We start from the raw sequence: 14,655 nt of genomic DNA, 5'->3' as shown, positions 1-14,655 counted from the left end.
GTCGTGATTATCTGACAACCGTCCGTAGAAGGTTGATTGACTGAACAGGAACCTATGCTGATTCATCGATATCAGGTCGCGCTGCTCCTCGGGTTAGTCGCACTGGTGAGTCTCTATCTGCTCTTGCCGTTGACGGCATCGTATCTGTTGGCTCAGGGACTTCGCCAGTATGGCTACAAACACGTCATCATCCAGCTGGGTTATCCCGGCTGGAGTGGGATGCACATTCCCGTCGTGTCGTTCCAACAGGAATTGGCCGGTGAAAGCGTCATGGTGTCGTTGACGAATGCGGAGATTCAGTATCGGGTGCCGCAGCTTATCCATGGGCATGTCGATCGGGTGTCTCTTCCCTATGTGGCCATCCAGATCCTGAATCTTCCGCCGTCTGGACTGGGCGAGGAAGGAGGCGCCGTTCACGGTCGAGTGGAGAGTGAAGACTCGCCCTGGACCCTGTTGACCGCCGGCGATCTGTTACGAGGCCTGCCTATTCTCCCCTTTGAGGAGTTGCATCTGGATCATGTGACCATTTTTCGCGAACAGGCGACGGGACCTCTCCGACGGGTCACGATTTCTGGTGTCGTGATGTATCGGGATGGCGAGCTGGGAGGGCATCTGTCGTTTCAGGGGCGTGACACGGCGACCTACGGATTGACGGTAACGGGGCACTCGGCCAGTACCTGGTCAGCCACCCTGGCGTCTCAACGGCCTCAGGCGGAGCCAATTATTTCATGGCAATCGCAGGCGCATCCGGAAGGCTCGAAGATTCAGGTCAATGGGCGGCTGGAGGTGAACGTGCGTGAGCTGGCACCGTTTATCGCCCTACTCATTCCGATTGGGCCGGAGTTGGGGCGGGTGACGGGGCAGGTCGCGGTACGTTGGGCCGGGACTGCGGCGGCTGATGCGACATTGGAGTCGTTGCAGGAGGACTCGCGTACGCAGCTGGATGGACAGGTCCAAGTGAATGTCACGCTGCCGGGCCTGAAGGGGATCGCGAAGGACATTGCGGTGGCCTATGAGGGCACCTTCACCGGGACGGCGACAGAGGTGGGCTGGACGTTGGAGCCCGGCGTGTTATTGACTGCGACGGTGAATGCGCAACCCAAGATTATTCCAGAAGCGATCCGCATGATGCTCCCGCGCGGGGATCAGCCGTTGCGGATTGATAGCACTAAGCCGGTTCAGGGAAAGTTGTATTGGGCGGACAGTCCGGTGCGCGTGACCGCTGAGGGGCCATTGCATGTGACCTATGGCCTGACACCGGGGCCGTTGGTGGCAGAATTCGAGACGAGTCGGGCTGAGGGGGTCGGTGGCGAGCTGGTGTTGGCAGAGGGGACGTTTCGAGTCGAGGGTGTTCTTCCGAAGGCGGTGACGGACCTTCTCTCGGCCAGGGAGGCGACGGGAGGGTTTCGAGGAACGGTGACGCTGGCTCGCACCCACGTGAAGGGCATCCTCTTGCCGTCGTCCTCCGTGATAGTCAAGCAGATCGAGCAGGAGGCGGTAGTGGCCTCAAGCGTGACGCTGCAACTTGACGAGGCCCTCACCGTACAGTGCGATATCGCAGCGACTCATTGTACGGCGGGGCTAGCAACGGTGGAGATCCGGGCTCCAGGTCTCCGCGTCATGGGCAGGCGTGTTCGCATGGCTGAGGGAATCTTACGGGTTCAGCAGGCCGAGACGACCGGGACGGCCTGGAATGCCCAGGGTGTCCTCGCAGTGAACGGATTGGCGGTGGATCTTGCTCCTTGGGGACTGCCATCGACCGATTGGAAGGTCAGATTTTCGGCAGACCAAGCGGGGATTAAAGCCGACCTTCGCGTCGACGCGCTCGCCCGGGAGGGGCTGATCACCGCCAAGATTGAGCAACCCTTGAGCCAAGCGAAAGGGGTGTTGCATGGAACAATCGGGCCGATGGGCTTCGATGCAGCTGAACGGCGGTTGAGCAAGTTGCTGATGGGCTTACCTCTGTCTACGGATGTGATAGATGGCCAACTGACGGCGACCTTCGATGCGTCTTGGTCTGGTGGTCTCGGAGATTCGGTACAGGGGTTTCAGGTGACATCGGGGACGGCGAAGATCGTGGCCGACAAGCTATCCGGTCATTATCGAGACTATAGCGTGAAGGGGGTCAGTGCGACGATGGCGTTGCGCGCTGATGGGTTTGAATCGATTGCGACGGTGCAACCGGTGCCGGTGACGATCGCCTCCCTGCAGACGGGAGTCGAGGTGACGAACCTCTCCACCCTGTTCCAGGTAAAGTGGAGGCTGCCGAACGGACTGCCGGTCATCGACGTGAAGGACTTCCAATGTGATGTGTTCGGGGGGTCGGTTACGAGCCCTGGGCTGCTGGTCGATCTGGCCAAGCGTTCCTATCAGTCGACTTTTTCGTTACGCAGCCTCGACTTGGCCAAGATCCTCAGCGTGGAACAGCAGAAGGGACTCCTGGGCACAGGAACGTTGAACGGGACGCTGCCTCTCACGATCACCCCTGATGGTGTAGTCATCGAAGGTGGGGTGGTTGAGGCGCAGCCTCCGGGCGGGGTGATACGGTATCTGTCGACTCCTGAGTCATCGAAAATCATTTCGGAGTCCGACAGCCCGCTATCCCTGGTTTCGCAGGCTCTCAATAACTTTCACTACACGCGGCTGCGAGTTGGTGTAGAGTATGCGGAGACTGGAATGTTGGATTTGAGTGCACGGCTCGAGGGGAGGAATCCGGACCTCGCCAAGAGCCCTCCTATCCATTTCAATCTGACGGTGCAGGAGCACATTCCGACCCTCATGAACAGTCTTCGCCTGACCCAGGATATTCAAGACACGGTTCAGAAGAAACTCAAACGGCCATGAATTCCATGAGGATGACCATGCAGAGCAGGACGATGTTGACGATCGCAATCGGAATGGTGGCCGGTTGGACATTGGTTGCCTCGGTAGCCTGCACGCCACGTATCGAAGTGGCGCCGTCGGATAAGCCGATTACCATCAATTTGAACGTAAAGATCGATCATGAGATTCGCGTGAAAGTGGACAAAGAGTTAGACCAGGTGTTGTCCGACAAGAGCGGTCTATTTTAGCATCCTGCACGGTAGTGCTCTGTTTTCCAAGACGGGATAGCTCATGAATATTTGCATGGTTTCTCAGGCACCTGTTAGGCAGAGGAGGAGGGCGATGACAATGTGGAAACGAGTGATCACGGTCGGCACAATGTTGTGGTGTCTTGTGGCAGTGCAGCCGTTGTTAGCCCTTACGCTTGACGACGCGAAGGCGAAGGGCCTGGTCGGAGAAAAATCAAATGGGTACTTGGGCCTTGTTTCGCCAGGCAGCGGTGAGGCGCAAGCTCTCATGACCGACGTGAATCAGAAACGGCGTCAGGCCTATGAGGAAATTGCCCGCCGTAATGGAACCAGCGTGACTGCGGTGGAAATCCTGGCAGGGGAGAAGGCAGTTCAGAATACGAGTTCCGGTAATTTCATTGAGGGCGCAGGCGGCTGGGTCAAGAAATAGGGAGCTCACCCGTAACGGTCATTCTTCCAGGGAAATGCGGTGTTGGAATAGCCACGGACTTCCCAAAACCCTTTTTCATCTTTCTCTGAAAACGTAATCTCCTTCACCCACTTGGCTCCCTTCCAGGCATAGCGTTTCGGCACGATCACCCGCACGGGCCCGCCATGCTCTTTCGTGAGGGGCCTGCCGTTCCAGGTGTAGGTCAGCAGCACGTCCCGGTCGTCGCAGGCGTCCAGCGGCAAATTGGTAGTGTAGTCGTCGAAGGATTTAAAGAGTACGAATTTCGCCGAGGGTAGCGGCTTTACGACGGACAGCAGGTGTTTGAAGCTGACCCCTTCCCATTCGTTGTCGAAGCGGCTCCAACTGGTCACGCAGTGAAAATCCGAGATGTTTTTGAATTGAGGCTGGGCGAGAAATTCCTCCCAGGTCCAGGTGATGGGATGAGCCACCAACCCACCGATGGTGAGCGTCCATTCGGAAAGGGGAATGTCCGGTTTGAAGCCCAGGTCCAGTACGGGGAACGTTTCAACGAGATGCTGTCCCTGGGGCAGCCGGTCATCGCCTTCGTAGAAGACCTCGCGTTCTTCTCCTCCACGTCGGGCCTTGGCCCATTGTTCTTTCTTCTCGGTCAGTCGGTTGGGATCGTCCATGGTGGCCTCCTCACGAGAGAGTACGGGAGCCAGGGTCTTTCTGACAACTAGATAGTGAGTCGGTGGCAAGGACTATTGTAACAGGAGTGGGATTTCTCTTCGAGAATCAGCGGTCTATGGGGCATCATGGAGCTGGTAGATTTGAGGGACGTTTGGCTCAATTCGTGAGGGGTATGATGTCGTCACATCCAGATCCATGCAGGCTTCTGTTGGTAGCCGTCCTTGCGACCCTGGGTGGGTTCAGCGATTGGGAGCCGCTCCTATGGGCCGCTCCTCCCAACTCGAAGCAGGGGGTTCAGTCGTCGGCCGGTCAGTCCCTCGGGCTGGATCGCAAGGGTTCGTCTGTACCACCCAAGGCGAGCGCCAAATCACAGGCCAAGCCGGAGCCGAATAAAGCTTTGGTCGCAGGGCCTCAGAGATCAACGTCTGTCGATCGAGCTCATCGGAAGACCTCTCGCTATCGGAAGGCTGGGAACAAGCGGCGCCCACCGGCGATCGTTCAGCCGAAGCCGGATCTCTCCTATCATGGCATGTTCGAGCAGCCGCAACGTTATGACCCCAGCCGGGATCGCCAGACAGGGCGAGCGCTAAATCCTCAGGCCGGTGAGCTTCAGCACGAGCACTTCCAGGAACTCGATAAAAATCATGACGGCATGATCGATCCGTTCGAGCGTGCGTTCGGACGCCTCGATATGGATCGTGATGTGAGCAACCACCAGAGGGAATAGCTATTCTGACGTACAAGCTCTCCCTACAGATTCACGTTGGCTCGACCGACAAGTGAGGTAGCGATTATCAAGGGGGAAGGATTTTCTTATGCGCGCAGGCCTGTTCCTCATTCTTTTGTTCGGATTCGGGTGCGCCGGTCCGGATGTCTCACGCCCTCACGTCAATGCCGAGTCTTCCGGGAATATCTGTCGCCCCGGCCAGCCTTCGATGGAAAGAGGGCCCGCAGCAGAAGGACGATGCTCTTTCCCATCAACAGGCTGGACCCGCGTCGGTGAGATGCTCAGTGGCGCCGCCACAGCCGTGCGGATGCCCAGGCCATAAGAGCCCTAGTCCTCGTTCGTTCAGTCTGCTCCCGTCAATACTCGCCCGCAGGTCATCAGAATTCCATCGGCATGTCTGCAGGTCCATCTCACGAACCTAGTCGTAGGTCCCATACAGACCACTCGCCGTGGCTGAGCCTGCGCATGCCTGTTTGGCCTTGGCTGATGTAAGAAAGTTGCGCGGGCCGCGACTCATCTCGCAGGAGGCGACATTGACAGCCTTGAGAGGAGCCCCCATGATACAGCCTGAGGTTACGATGCCAACGTCAGTACCTAAGACAGCCGAACCGGCCGGGTCGAGTGCCGGGAAAATTGTCATGGCCACGGTGATCGCGGTGGCCGTCGGTGCGTTTGTTTACTTTGACCTCGGACAATTTTTATCGCTGACGGCTCTTAAAGAGCATCGAGATACATTGCTGTCCTTCACCGAGGCGAATTATGTCTCTTCGGCAGGGCTATTCATCCTCGCCTATATTGTCGTGACGGGCTTGTCGTTGCCTGGCGCGGTCATCCTGACCTTGGCTGGCGGGTTCTTATTCGGGAGCCTGTTCGGCACGCTGTTCGTGAATCTGGGGGCGACGACCGGGGCGACCCTGGCATTTCTGACGGCCCGCTACCTGCTGCGGGATTGGGTCGAGCAGAAGTTCGGGAAGTGGCTGGGACCTGTTCAACAGGGATTTACGAACAACGCCTTCAGCTATTTGATGACCCTGCGGCTCATTCCCTTGTTCCCTTTCTTTGTCGTGAATCTGGTCTCAGGCCTCACCCGCATGAATGTTGGGACGTATGTGGCGGCGACGGCATTGGGCATCATCCCCGGTTCGTTCGTGTATGCCTACGCCGGGCGGCAACTGGGGACGATCAATTCACTCAAGGAAATTGCCTCGCCGAATGTGATCGGGGCCTTTGTATTATTAGGCCTCCTGGCCCTTGTTCCCACGGCGCATAACAAGTTCAAAGCCAGGCAGTCATGACCGCGCGTACCGTCTTTTCCCAGAGAGGATCAGTGCGATGAACCTGCACGGAGAGCATCTCGTCCTACCGAACGACGAGCACAATCAGGCGCTCGTGGCCAATGTCCATCCTTCCAATTGGGTCAATCCTGAGCCGACGGGCCGCTACAACCTCGTCGTGATCGGCGCCGGCACGGCCGGGCTGATCACTGCCGTGATCGCCGCGAGTCTAGGGGCTAAGGTCGCGTTGATCGAGCGGCATCTCATGGGCGGCGATTGTCTGAACGTCGGGTGTGTGCCGTCGAAAGGGGTCATCCGGGCGGCTCGCGCCTGGGCCGATGTGCGGCAGGCGGCAGAGTTCGGTCTCCATATTCCGGCTGGCGTGAAGTACGACTTCGGCGCGGTGATGGCGCGCATGCGAAAGCTACGAGCACGGATCAGTTCTAACGATTCAGTCCACCGCTATACCAAGCTGGGCGTGGACGTCTACATTGGCAGCGGACGCTTCACAGGGGACAGGACAATCCAGGTCGAAGGGCCAGCGGGCAATCGAATCCTTACCTTTGCAAAAGCGGCGATTTGCACCGGTGCGCGGGCGGCAGCGCCTCCGATCCAGGGTCTGAAAGAGGCAGGTTATCTCACCAATGAAACGGTGTTCTCGCTCACGGAACTGCCACGGCGCATCGGCGTGATCGGAGCCGGTCCCATTGGATGCGAAATGGCGCAATCGTTTGCGCGGTTCGGTAGCCAGGTGTATTTGATCGAAGCGCAGCACGGCATTATGCCGAACGAAGACCGAGACGCAGCTGAGATTGTGAAACAGCAGATGCTGAGCGACGGCGTGAAGCTGCTCTGTTGCGGAAAAGATCTCACGATCAGCAAAACGGATGGCGGTAAGCGACTCACCGTCGATTCTCACGGCCAGCAATACGATTTCACGGTCGACGAGATTCTGGTCGGCGTCGGTCGGACGGCCAACGTAGATGGAATAGGGTTGGAAGCGGTCGGCGTTGAGTACGACAAGAACGGGGTGAAGGTGAATGGCCGGCTACAGACCACGAACTCCCGCATCTTTGCGGCGGGCGACATCTGTTCCCGCTACAAGTTTACTCATGCCGCTGATGCCATGGCGCAGATCGTCATCCAGAATGCCCTGTTCCCGCACCCCTTGGGTCTGGGCTATGCGAGCGTCGAATCGTTGATCATGCCGTGGTGTACCTTTACGGAGCCGGAAGTGGCTCATGTGGGGCTGTACGAAAAGGATGCGAAGGAGAAAGGCCTTGAGGTCGAAACCTACACGTATAAACTCGACGAAGTCGATCGTGCGATTTTAGACGGAGAAGACGAAGGCTTCGCGAGAATTCACATCCAGAAAGGTACGGACAAGATTGTCGGCGCGACCATCGTTGCGGCGCATGCCGGCGAGATGATCAACGAGTTTTCCGTGCTGATGAAGGCCGGGCTGGGGGCCAAAATCATTGCCGGGACGATCCACCCCTATCCGACGCAAGCCGAGGTGAACAAGAAAGTCGTGAATCTGTGGAGGAAGGCGCATTTCACACCGCGGACGAAGAATTTTTTGATGAGGTTGTTTGCCTGGATGAGGCGTTAACATGAAGCTTCTACTTCTAGTCTCTGCGTTTGTGTTGTTCACGCTCGTGGTATCCGGCCGGCATCAACCCTCGTGGGGCCAACCAGCTGCGGTGATCGAGGTGGCGAAGTTTTCGAGCGGGACGATCGGGCAGGCGATGCCCGAGGGGTGGAAACCGCTCACCTTTAAGAAAATTCCAAAACATACCTCGTACGAAGTCGTGAATGATGGGGGCGAGGTGGTGGTAAAGGCTGTGAGTCAGTCCTCTGCCTCAGGTCTGACCAAAGAGGTGAGGATCGATCCCAAAGAGTACCCGATCGTTCGATGGCGGTGGAAAATCGATCATGTACTCAACGGCAGCGATGTAGCGCTCAAGGCGGGCGACGACTTTCCTGCCCGGCTCTACATCACCTTCGAATACGATTCCGAGAAGGTGAGTTTTGGCAAGAAGCTGAAGTATAAGGCCGGACGTGCGATCTTCGGCGACATTCCTATCGGGGCGCTCAACTATATCTGGGAAACCAAGACCCCGGTTGGGACTATCGTCGAGAATGCCTATACGGACTTCGCACAGATGATCGTGGTCGAAAGTGGGCCTCAGAAGGTCGGGACATGGGTCGTGGAGGAACGGAATATCTACGAGGATTACAAGCGAGCCTTCGGGGAAGAGCCGCCGATGATCAATGGTGTGGCGATCATGACGGATACGGATAATACGAAGGAACAGGCGACGGCCTACTACGGCGATATTGTCTTTCACCGATCGGTGACGATGTCGAATCGGGAGCCGTGATCTGTGTGATGGGTTATTGTGAACGGGCCGGCCTGTTCAGGGCCAGCCCGTTCATGGACACCATCGCGCGTGAGGTGGGTGCGCGGATTCGAAATGGGCTTACTGAATAGAGTTCGCGAAGCCTCCTCGCGTAATTTCCGCGCGGACGGTGTCCCCGACCTTCTTCTGCTTGATGTGTTTCGTGCCTTGCCCGACGCGCAGGCTGACTTGGTTACCTTCGTAGTCTTCAACCGTATAGATGTCGCCTTCGACATTTTTTACTGTTCCACCGAGGGTCTTCCAGGCCGGGCCTGGTTTGGAGTCATGGTGGCCGGCTTTGGGGGCCACGCCCTGCTCGGGGACGTGGCTGACGGCTTCAGCCGCCGCCTTGGCAGACGAATGGCCGGACTTCTTGCTCTTCGAGTCCTTAGCCAACGCCGGGGTCAGCGCCAATGCCACAATAGCCAGGGTGCTCACCAGGACCGTAAACGTGTGCTTGTTTATCTTCTTCATGCCAAAACCTCCTTGCAACGTGAGAGTTGTCTTCAACCTAGAACCCCTCAGCAAGGCGTATGCCGAAACAGGTGGTCAGACTGATCAAGGGAATTCAGCAGGTTATGAGAGTTGTTGCGGGAAGTGCCTCGAAATGCCAATAAATATAGGAAAAAAAACGGCATGAACCTGTCCAAATATGACCCTATCTGCCGCTGTGAGAATAGGTAATGGCAGGGCCCTTGGCGATGTTGAGCCATGTGCTCAAGCCACTCAGAAATCTCGTGGCAAGTCGGCCGGTCTTGGCCATCTTCCAGGTCAACTTGCGATGTAATTCCGCTTGTGGCTATTGCGACCTGCCGCTCAATATCGGGCGGTACGAGATGACGCGGGAGGAAATCCAGCAGGTCTTTTCCGGTCTCTATCGCGAGGGTGTGCGGTTTGTGCTGGTGCAGGGGGGTGAGCCGTTGTTGCGGCGCGATTTGCCGGAAATCCTCGAAGACCTCTCAGCGATCGGCTATCATCTCACGCTGATTACGAACGGCACGAAGGTCACACCGCAACTTGTTGAGCGACTGGGTCGGCTGCCGCTGGCCATCTCGGTGAGCTTGGACACGTTGAACCGAGAGATCTATCAGCGTATACGCGGGGCCGATCAGTTGGAACAGGTGCTGGGAGGCATCGGGTTGCTGAGGGGGTTTCCCCATCAGAAGTTTCTGACCTGCATCGTGAGCGAGGCCAATCGAACCGAGGTCCAGGCGGTTGTTCGATTCGCACGAGCACAGGGGTTTTTGCCGGTGGTAGGCGCCTACCATTGGAACGTTGGGACCTATGGCCGACGAGACGAATTACTCATGTATGAGCAATCGAGTGCTGCCGCCGTCTTTCGCGGGCTCCTCGATGACGAGCTGATGCCTCCGGGCTACCTTCGAACGTTCGTCGAAGACAATGCGAGCTGGCTGAGTGGAGAGAAGCTTGAACCGTGTGACGCGGGACGGTACAGCGTGGCCATCGACGCATCCGGGAATGTGTCTCCTTGTTTGGCCTTTTCGTCTGTGGGAAACCTGCTGGAGTCGTCGCTGAGCGAGATCCTGGACCGGTTTGACCGGGGAGCCATCAAGATCTGTTCCGATAACTCCTCATGTAATCGTCTTGATGGCCGTGTTGTCGGAACAATCTTGCGCCATCCGATCGTCGCGCTGCGCACGGCGCGGTCCTTCACCTCACGAGGAGCCCTCTCATGAGTCGCTGGATCGGTGCGGTCCTCGTTCTCGTCATGCTGGCCGGCTGTTCAATCACACCGCGAACCTTCCAGCCCACCGATCCCATTGCCCCTGATCGGGTTTCTCACCAGGCCTGGGATCGGATCGTTCAGGCTCACGTTCACGATGGACAGGTGGACTATCCAGCCATACAGGCCGATGGCACGTTCGATGGCTATGTGAGCGCACTCAACCGCATCGATCCGACAAGGTTGGCGAAGCGGGAGGAACAGCTGGCGTTTTGGATCAATGCCTACAATGCTTTTGCCGTCCAGGGCATCCTCGACCACTATTCACCGATGACGCTTTGGGGGCGCTATCGGTATTTCATCGGCCGGGACTATCATGTCGGTGGTGTCACCATCAATCTTTATGATCTTGAGCGGGATGTGCTGATCAAGCAGTTCCATGAGCCGCTGATGCATTTTGGCATTGTCTGCGCATCGGCTTCCTGTCCGAAACTGCAGCCCTGGGCCTATCAACCTGATCAACTCGATCGTCAGCTCGCGTATGCCGCCAGAGGGTTTATCAATGATCCCTCTCGCAATCGGTTCGACCGACAGCGGAAGATCGCGTCGTTGTCGATGATCTTTCAATGGTTCGAAACAGATTTCGCCGACGCAACTGGATCGGTCTTGGCCTATATCGCGCACTACGTCGACGATCCTGAATTGGCGAAGGAGCTGATGCAGCCTGGCTACCGCATCGAATATCTTGATTACGATTGGAGCCTCAACGGCATTGCGCCCAAGGAGAGCACACGTGCTGGTACGTTCTGACGAAAAGGTGCCCATCGCCCGCCTGCTCACCTTTCTCGAACATGGTGAGCGAATGGCCCACGATTGTGCCAGGGCTCAGGCTGTCTTGATGCCGGATGGGGGGGCGCGCCGGTTTCTTTTCAGGCAGGCTCGCCAGGAGACTGCACATGCGCTGGTTTTCCAGGGAGCCATTGCCTGGTTAGCGCCGAAACACCTCGGCGATACGCCATTTCTTCCCGCGTTGGAAGTCTACCGGAAGATGCTCGACGATGCGTTGGCCAGGCAGGACGTGCTCGAAGCGTTTCTGGCCGAACAGGTCATTCTTGAAGGGCTTGGCGAAGCGATCTTGACGCGCATCGAGGAAGGGTTAACTAAACGCGCGGCGCCGTTCGGTCGACTGCGGAGAATCCTGTTGCAGCAGGAAGAGGCCCATCATGGATTCGGCCGGCACATGCTCGAACGGGCTATGGCCGAGGACCGGATCGATGCCGAGACATTGCGCCGCCGCGCGCAGGATTATCTGGCGTTGACCGATCAGATGGTGCTGGCCCTGAGCGATCTGTTCGAGTCGATCGCCGAAGATCCCACGGCCTGGGCTAACGATGTGCGGAAGTTTCTGCCGGAGTGGTTGACACCAGAGCCGATGGCAGATGGCTGATAGCCTATAGCCGAAGAAGGAACGATGGTTACAGTCGTGATCCCGACCTACAACGAAGAGAAGGCGCTTCCACATACGCTGCGCGAACTTCTTCGCCAGTCCGGTGACTACGAAGTTATCGTCGTCGATGGCGGCAGTACCGATCGGACGCTACAGGTTCTTCTCGAACAGGGGTTCTGTTTCGACTCCTCATTCATCACCCAGCGCCAATCACGGGTCATGCTAGCGGCGCCCAAAGGCCGCTCCTCTCAGATGAATGCCGGAGCGAAGCAGGCTGCGGGCGAATGGTTGATTTTTCTCCATGCCGATACGGTCTTGCCGTCCGGTGCGATTCAGCGGCTGAACGAGATGGAGGCGGACCAGACTATCCAAGCCGGCGGCTTCATGCACCAATTTTCCGGTGATGACTGGAGGCTGAAGCTGATCTCGTTTCTGGATAATTTCCGATGTATCCGCAGCCGAATTATTTATGGCGACCAGGCCCTCTTCGTCCGCCGCGGTCTATTCGAACAGCTCGGAGGATTCCCCAACCAGCCGATCCTTGAAGATGTCGCGTTCTGCGAACGACTGATCGCGATTACCAGCCCACTCCTACTTTCTCCTCCGGTCGTCACAGATGCTCGTAAGTTCTTGAAAATGGGTATCTGGCGAAGCTTTCTTCGTGTGTTGCTCATCATCCTCCACGTCGAGTTCCGCCTGCCGGTCCTGCCCCGCGCGTTCTTCCGGGACGTCCGATAAACATAGGCCATATCCCATTTACCTTTCTTCCACTCCTCCGTCTAGCCCATCACAGGCGAGGCTAAAAGGAGAGTTCCATGCGGCAGATCCATCCAAAAACGAGTGCGTGTGTTTTTTCAATTGCCCTGCTCCTGCCGGGCTGCACGTCCATGCTGGTGTGCGATGAGGTCAAACGAACCACTTGAGATCGCCCACCTATTTTCCTGTGACGATTGGCGGTTGAAGCTGATTTCGTTTCTGGATAATTTCCGATGCATCCGCAGCAGGATCATTGACTTAGGGCGACTGAGCTCTCTTCGTTCGTTGTGCTTTGTTCTACCCCGCTTGCTGGGTTTCCCTCTCAGCTGACTTTCTCAGCCGTCGCCTTCTGCGAAAAGCTGATCATTGTCGTCAGTCTGTTTCTACGTTCACCCCCGGGAGGCACAATCGCCTTCAAGTTCTTGAAAGTGAGTATCTGGGAAGCCTTCTTCATGTGTTGTGCATCATTCTCCACGTCGGATTCCGTCTAACGTCCCTGCAGGGTGCATTTTTTTCAGGACATCCGCTAAGGCTGTTCATTTCTGTCCCAATCGATCCCCCCCCAAATAGGGGTTTCGAAATACGGGTGAATCCGGCAAAATGCCCTCACTTGTCGAGGCTGATCGGAAATTATGACGACCTGAAGACTAGCCCCATGACCTATTCCAAGATATGCACTTTCGAAAGGATATTTTCATGAAAGCAATCGGCGTTCTTTCCATGATTCAACCTCCTAGCACTCGCGGGCGCTTCAGGCGTAACGTGGCCTCGTTACTGGGGCTTGTGGCGCTAAGCATCGTCAGTCTCACAGTGGCAGGTTGTGGAAGCGGGGGAGATGGTGGGACATCTGCACCTGTGGCATCGGTCACAACAGGCGGGAGTCTTGGATCTGGCACGCCAACTGGCACCGACGCTCCGCGGTTCGCCTATGTGACGAACACGGACGAGAATACTATCTCGATGTATGCGGTCAATGCGGTGAGCGGGCAGTTGCGCTCGCTCGGCTATGTGCTCTCCGGGCTCTATCCCTTCTCCATTGCGGTGGACCCGAGTGGGCGGTTTGCCTATGTGGCGAATCAAAGCGACAGTCTGTCGACGTATGCGATCAATAGCGCGACGGGGATGTTGACGGCGGTCGGCACGATTGCCGCCGGGCCGTTGCCCATGTCGGTGACAGTGGACCCGAGCGGACGGTTTGCGTATGTGGCCAATCGTCTGTCCCATACGGTGTCGGCCTATGCGATCAATAGCACGACGGGAGTATTGATGGCAGTGGGTGCGCCGGTCGCAGCCGGGACGGCGCCCATGGTGGTGACGGTGGACCCGAGCGGGCGGTTTGTCTATGCGGTGAATCTCTATTCTGACAACGTATCGGCCTATACGATCAATAACACCACGGGGGCCTTAACGCCAGTGGTGGGGAGCCCGTTTGCTGCGGGTGCAAGCCCACGGACCATTGTGGTGGATCCGAGCGGACAGCGGGTCTATGTCGCCAACCGCGACTCCAGCAATATTTCGTCGTTCACGATCAATCCGACGACCGGCGCGTTGACCGCGCTAGGCAGTCCGGTGGCGACCGGGGTGGACCCGCGAGCGATCACGGTGGACCCGAGCGGACGGTTCGCCTATACGGCGAACTTCGGGGCCAATACGGTGTCGGCCTATACGATCAATAGCACGACAGGGGCACTGACGGCGGTCGGCAGCCCGGTGTCAACCGGGGCGGGCCCGATCTCCGTCGTGGTAGACCCGAGTCTGCAATTTCTCTATGTGGCGAACGAGTCTGGGAATACGGCATCGGCCTTTGCGATCAATAGCACAACGGGGGCGCTGACGCCTTTGGCGGCATCCGGGACGGTTGCGGCGCGCACCTCGCCGAGCTCACTGGCCCTGGTCCGTGGACCGGTGCCGGTTCAGGTGACGCCGAAGTTCGCCTATGTCGCGAATCAGGCATCCAATGATGTGTCGGCCTTTACGATCAATGGTACGACGGGGGCGTTGACGGCTGTGGCAGGTGGTCCGTTTGCTACGGGGACGGCCCCGCGTGATGTAGCTGTGGACTTGCGCGAGCGGTGGGCCTATGTGGCGAACTCCGGGTCCAACACGGTGTCAGCCTTTGCGATTGATGGGAGTAGCGGAGCGTTGACGTCCCTTGGCGCGCCGGTGGCAACCGGGACGACTCCCACGGCGGTGACGGTAGATCCGAGTGGGCG

The 14,655-nt window shown here is 57.6% G+C and carries 14 protein-coding genes; 12 read left to right on the top strand and 2 right to left on the bottom strand.

Going from position 1 to position 14,655, the window contains the following annotated elements; all coding sequences use genetic code 11:
- Positions 1–54: 54 nt before the first annotated feature.
- From Q8N00_08610 to Q8N00_08600, 3 genes are all read left to right on the top strand, one after another.
- Positions 55–2,844 (top strand): YdbH domain-containing protein, encoded by a 2,790-nt coding sequence (locus tag Q8N00_08610; GenBank protein ID MDP2382854.1) that lies wholly within the window; start codon positions 55–57, stop codon positions 2,842–2,844.
- Between the two features lie 53 nt (positions 2,845–2,897).
- On the top strand, positions 2,898–3,071 hold the full coding sequence (locus tag Q8N00_08605) for a YnbE family lipoprotein (GenBank protein MDP2382853.1): 174 nt from the start codon (positions 2,898–2,900) through the stop codon (positions 3,069–3,071).
- 94 nt (positions 3,072–3,165) lie between these two features.
- Positions 3,166–3,501 carry a YdbL family protein gene (locus Q8N00_08600; GenBank protein ID MDP2382852.1) on the top strand — a complete coding sequence of 112 codons (336 nt, stop codon included), beginning with the start codon at positions 3,166–3,168 and terminating at the stop codon, positions 3,499–3,501.
- 5 nt (positions 3,502–3,506) lie between these two features.
- Here Q8N00_08600 and Q8N00_08595 read toward each other — a convergent pair whose 3' ends face one another.
- The gene (locus tag Q8N00_08595; GenBank protein ID MDP2382851.1) at positions 3,507–4,151 is read right to left on the bottom strand and encodes a sulfite oxidase-like oxidoreductase; all 645 of its coding nucleotides are present in this window, start codon (positions 4,149–4,151) and stop codon (positions 3,507–3,509) included.
- Positions 4,152–4,360: 209 nt separating this feature from the next.
- On the opposite strand from Q8N00_08595, the gene Q8N00_08590 reads away from it, so the two are divergent.
- The 4 genes from Q8N00_08590 (at position 4,361) to Q8N00_08575 (ending at position 8,537) form a co-directional block, all read left to right on the top strand.
- Entirely contained in the window at positions 4,361–4,879 is a 519-nt protein-coding gene (locus Q8N00_08590; protein MDP2382850.1) for a hypothetical protein, read from the top strand.
- Positions 4,880–5,457: 578 nt separating this feature from the next.
- The gene (locus tag Q8N00_08585) at positions 5,458–6,174 is read left to right on the top strand and encodes a TVP38/TMEM64 family protein (protein MDP2382849.1); all 717 of its coding nucleotides are present in this window, start codon (positions 5,458–5,460) and stop codon (positions 6,172–6,174) included.
- Between the two features lie 37 nt (positions 6,175–6,211).
- A complete protein-coding gene (locus Q8N00_08580; GenBank protein ID MDP2382848.1) occupies positions 6,212–7,765 on the top strand; it encodes a mercuric reductase in 1,554 nt (517 codons plus the stop codon).
- Position 7,766: 1 nt separating this feature from the next.
- Positions 7,767–8,537 carry a DUF3047 domain-containing protein gene (locus Q8N00_08575; GenBank protein MDP2382847.1) on the top strand — a complete coding sequence of 257 codons (771 nt, stop codon included), beginning with the start codon at positions 7,767–7,769 and terminating at the stop codon, positions 8,535–8,537.
- 99 nt (positions 8,538–8,636) lie between these two features.
- On the opposite strand, the gene Q8N00_08570 is transcribed toward Q8N00_08575, so the two are convergent.
- Entirely contained in the window at positions 8,637–9,029 is a 393-nt protein-coding gene (locus Q8N00_08570) for a hypothetical protein (GenBank protein MDP2382846.1), read from the bottom strand.
- A 209-nt stretch (positions 9,030–9,238) separates the two neighbouring features.
- On the opposite strand from Q8N00_08570, the gene Q8N00_08565 reads away from it, so the two are divergent.
- From Q8N00_08565 to Q8N00_08545, 5 genes are all read left to right on the top strand, one after another.
- Entirely contained in the window at positions 9,239–10,252 is a 1,014-nt protein-coding gene (locus tag Q8N00_08565; GenBank protein MDP2382845.1) for a radical SAM protein, read from the top strand.
- Complete coding sequence (locus tag Q8N00_08560) at positions 10,249–11,049, top strand: DUF547 domain-containing protein (GenBank protein ID MDP2382844.1); 801 nt, start codon at positions 10,249–10,251, stop codon at positions 11,047–11,049. The genes Q8N00_08565 and Q8N00_08560 overlap by 4 nt, the downstream gene beginning before the upstream one ends.
- A complete protein-coding gene (locus Q8N00_08555) occupies positions 11,033–11,686 on the top strand; it encodes a hypothetical protein (GenBank protein MDP2382843.1) in 654 nt (217 codons plus the stop codon). Before Q8N00_08560 ends, Q8N00_08555 begins: the two co-directional genes overlap by 17 nt.
- Before the next feature lie 24 nt (positions 11,687–11,710).
- Positions 11,711–12,424: a TIGR04283 family arsenosugar biosynthesis glycosyltransferase gene (locus Q8N00_08550; protein MDP2382842.1), complete on the top strand. Its 714-nt coding sequence runs from the start codon at positions 11,711–11,713 to the stop codon at positions 12,422–12,424.
- Positions 12,425–13,138: 714 nt separating this feature from the next.
- Positions 13,139–14,655: beta-propeller fold lactonase family protein (locus tag Q8N00_08545; GenBank protein ID MDP2382841.1), on the top strand; the 1,517-nt coding region annotated here is incomplete at its 3' end.

It is taken from the genome of Nitrospirota bacterium (assembly GCA_030684575.1).
Classification (GTDB): domain Bacteria; phylum Nitrospirota; class Nitrospiria; order Nitrospirales; family Nitrospiraceae; genus Palsa-1315.
This window is presented reverse-complemented; position numbering and strand designations above follow the sequence as displayed.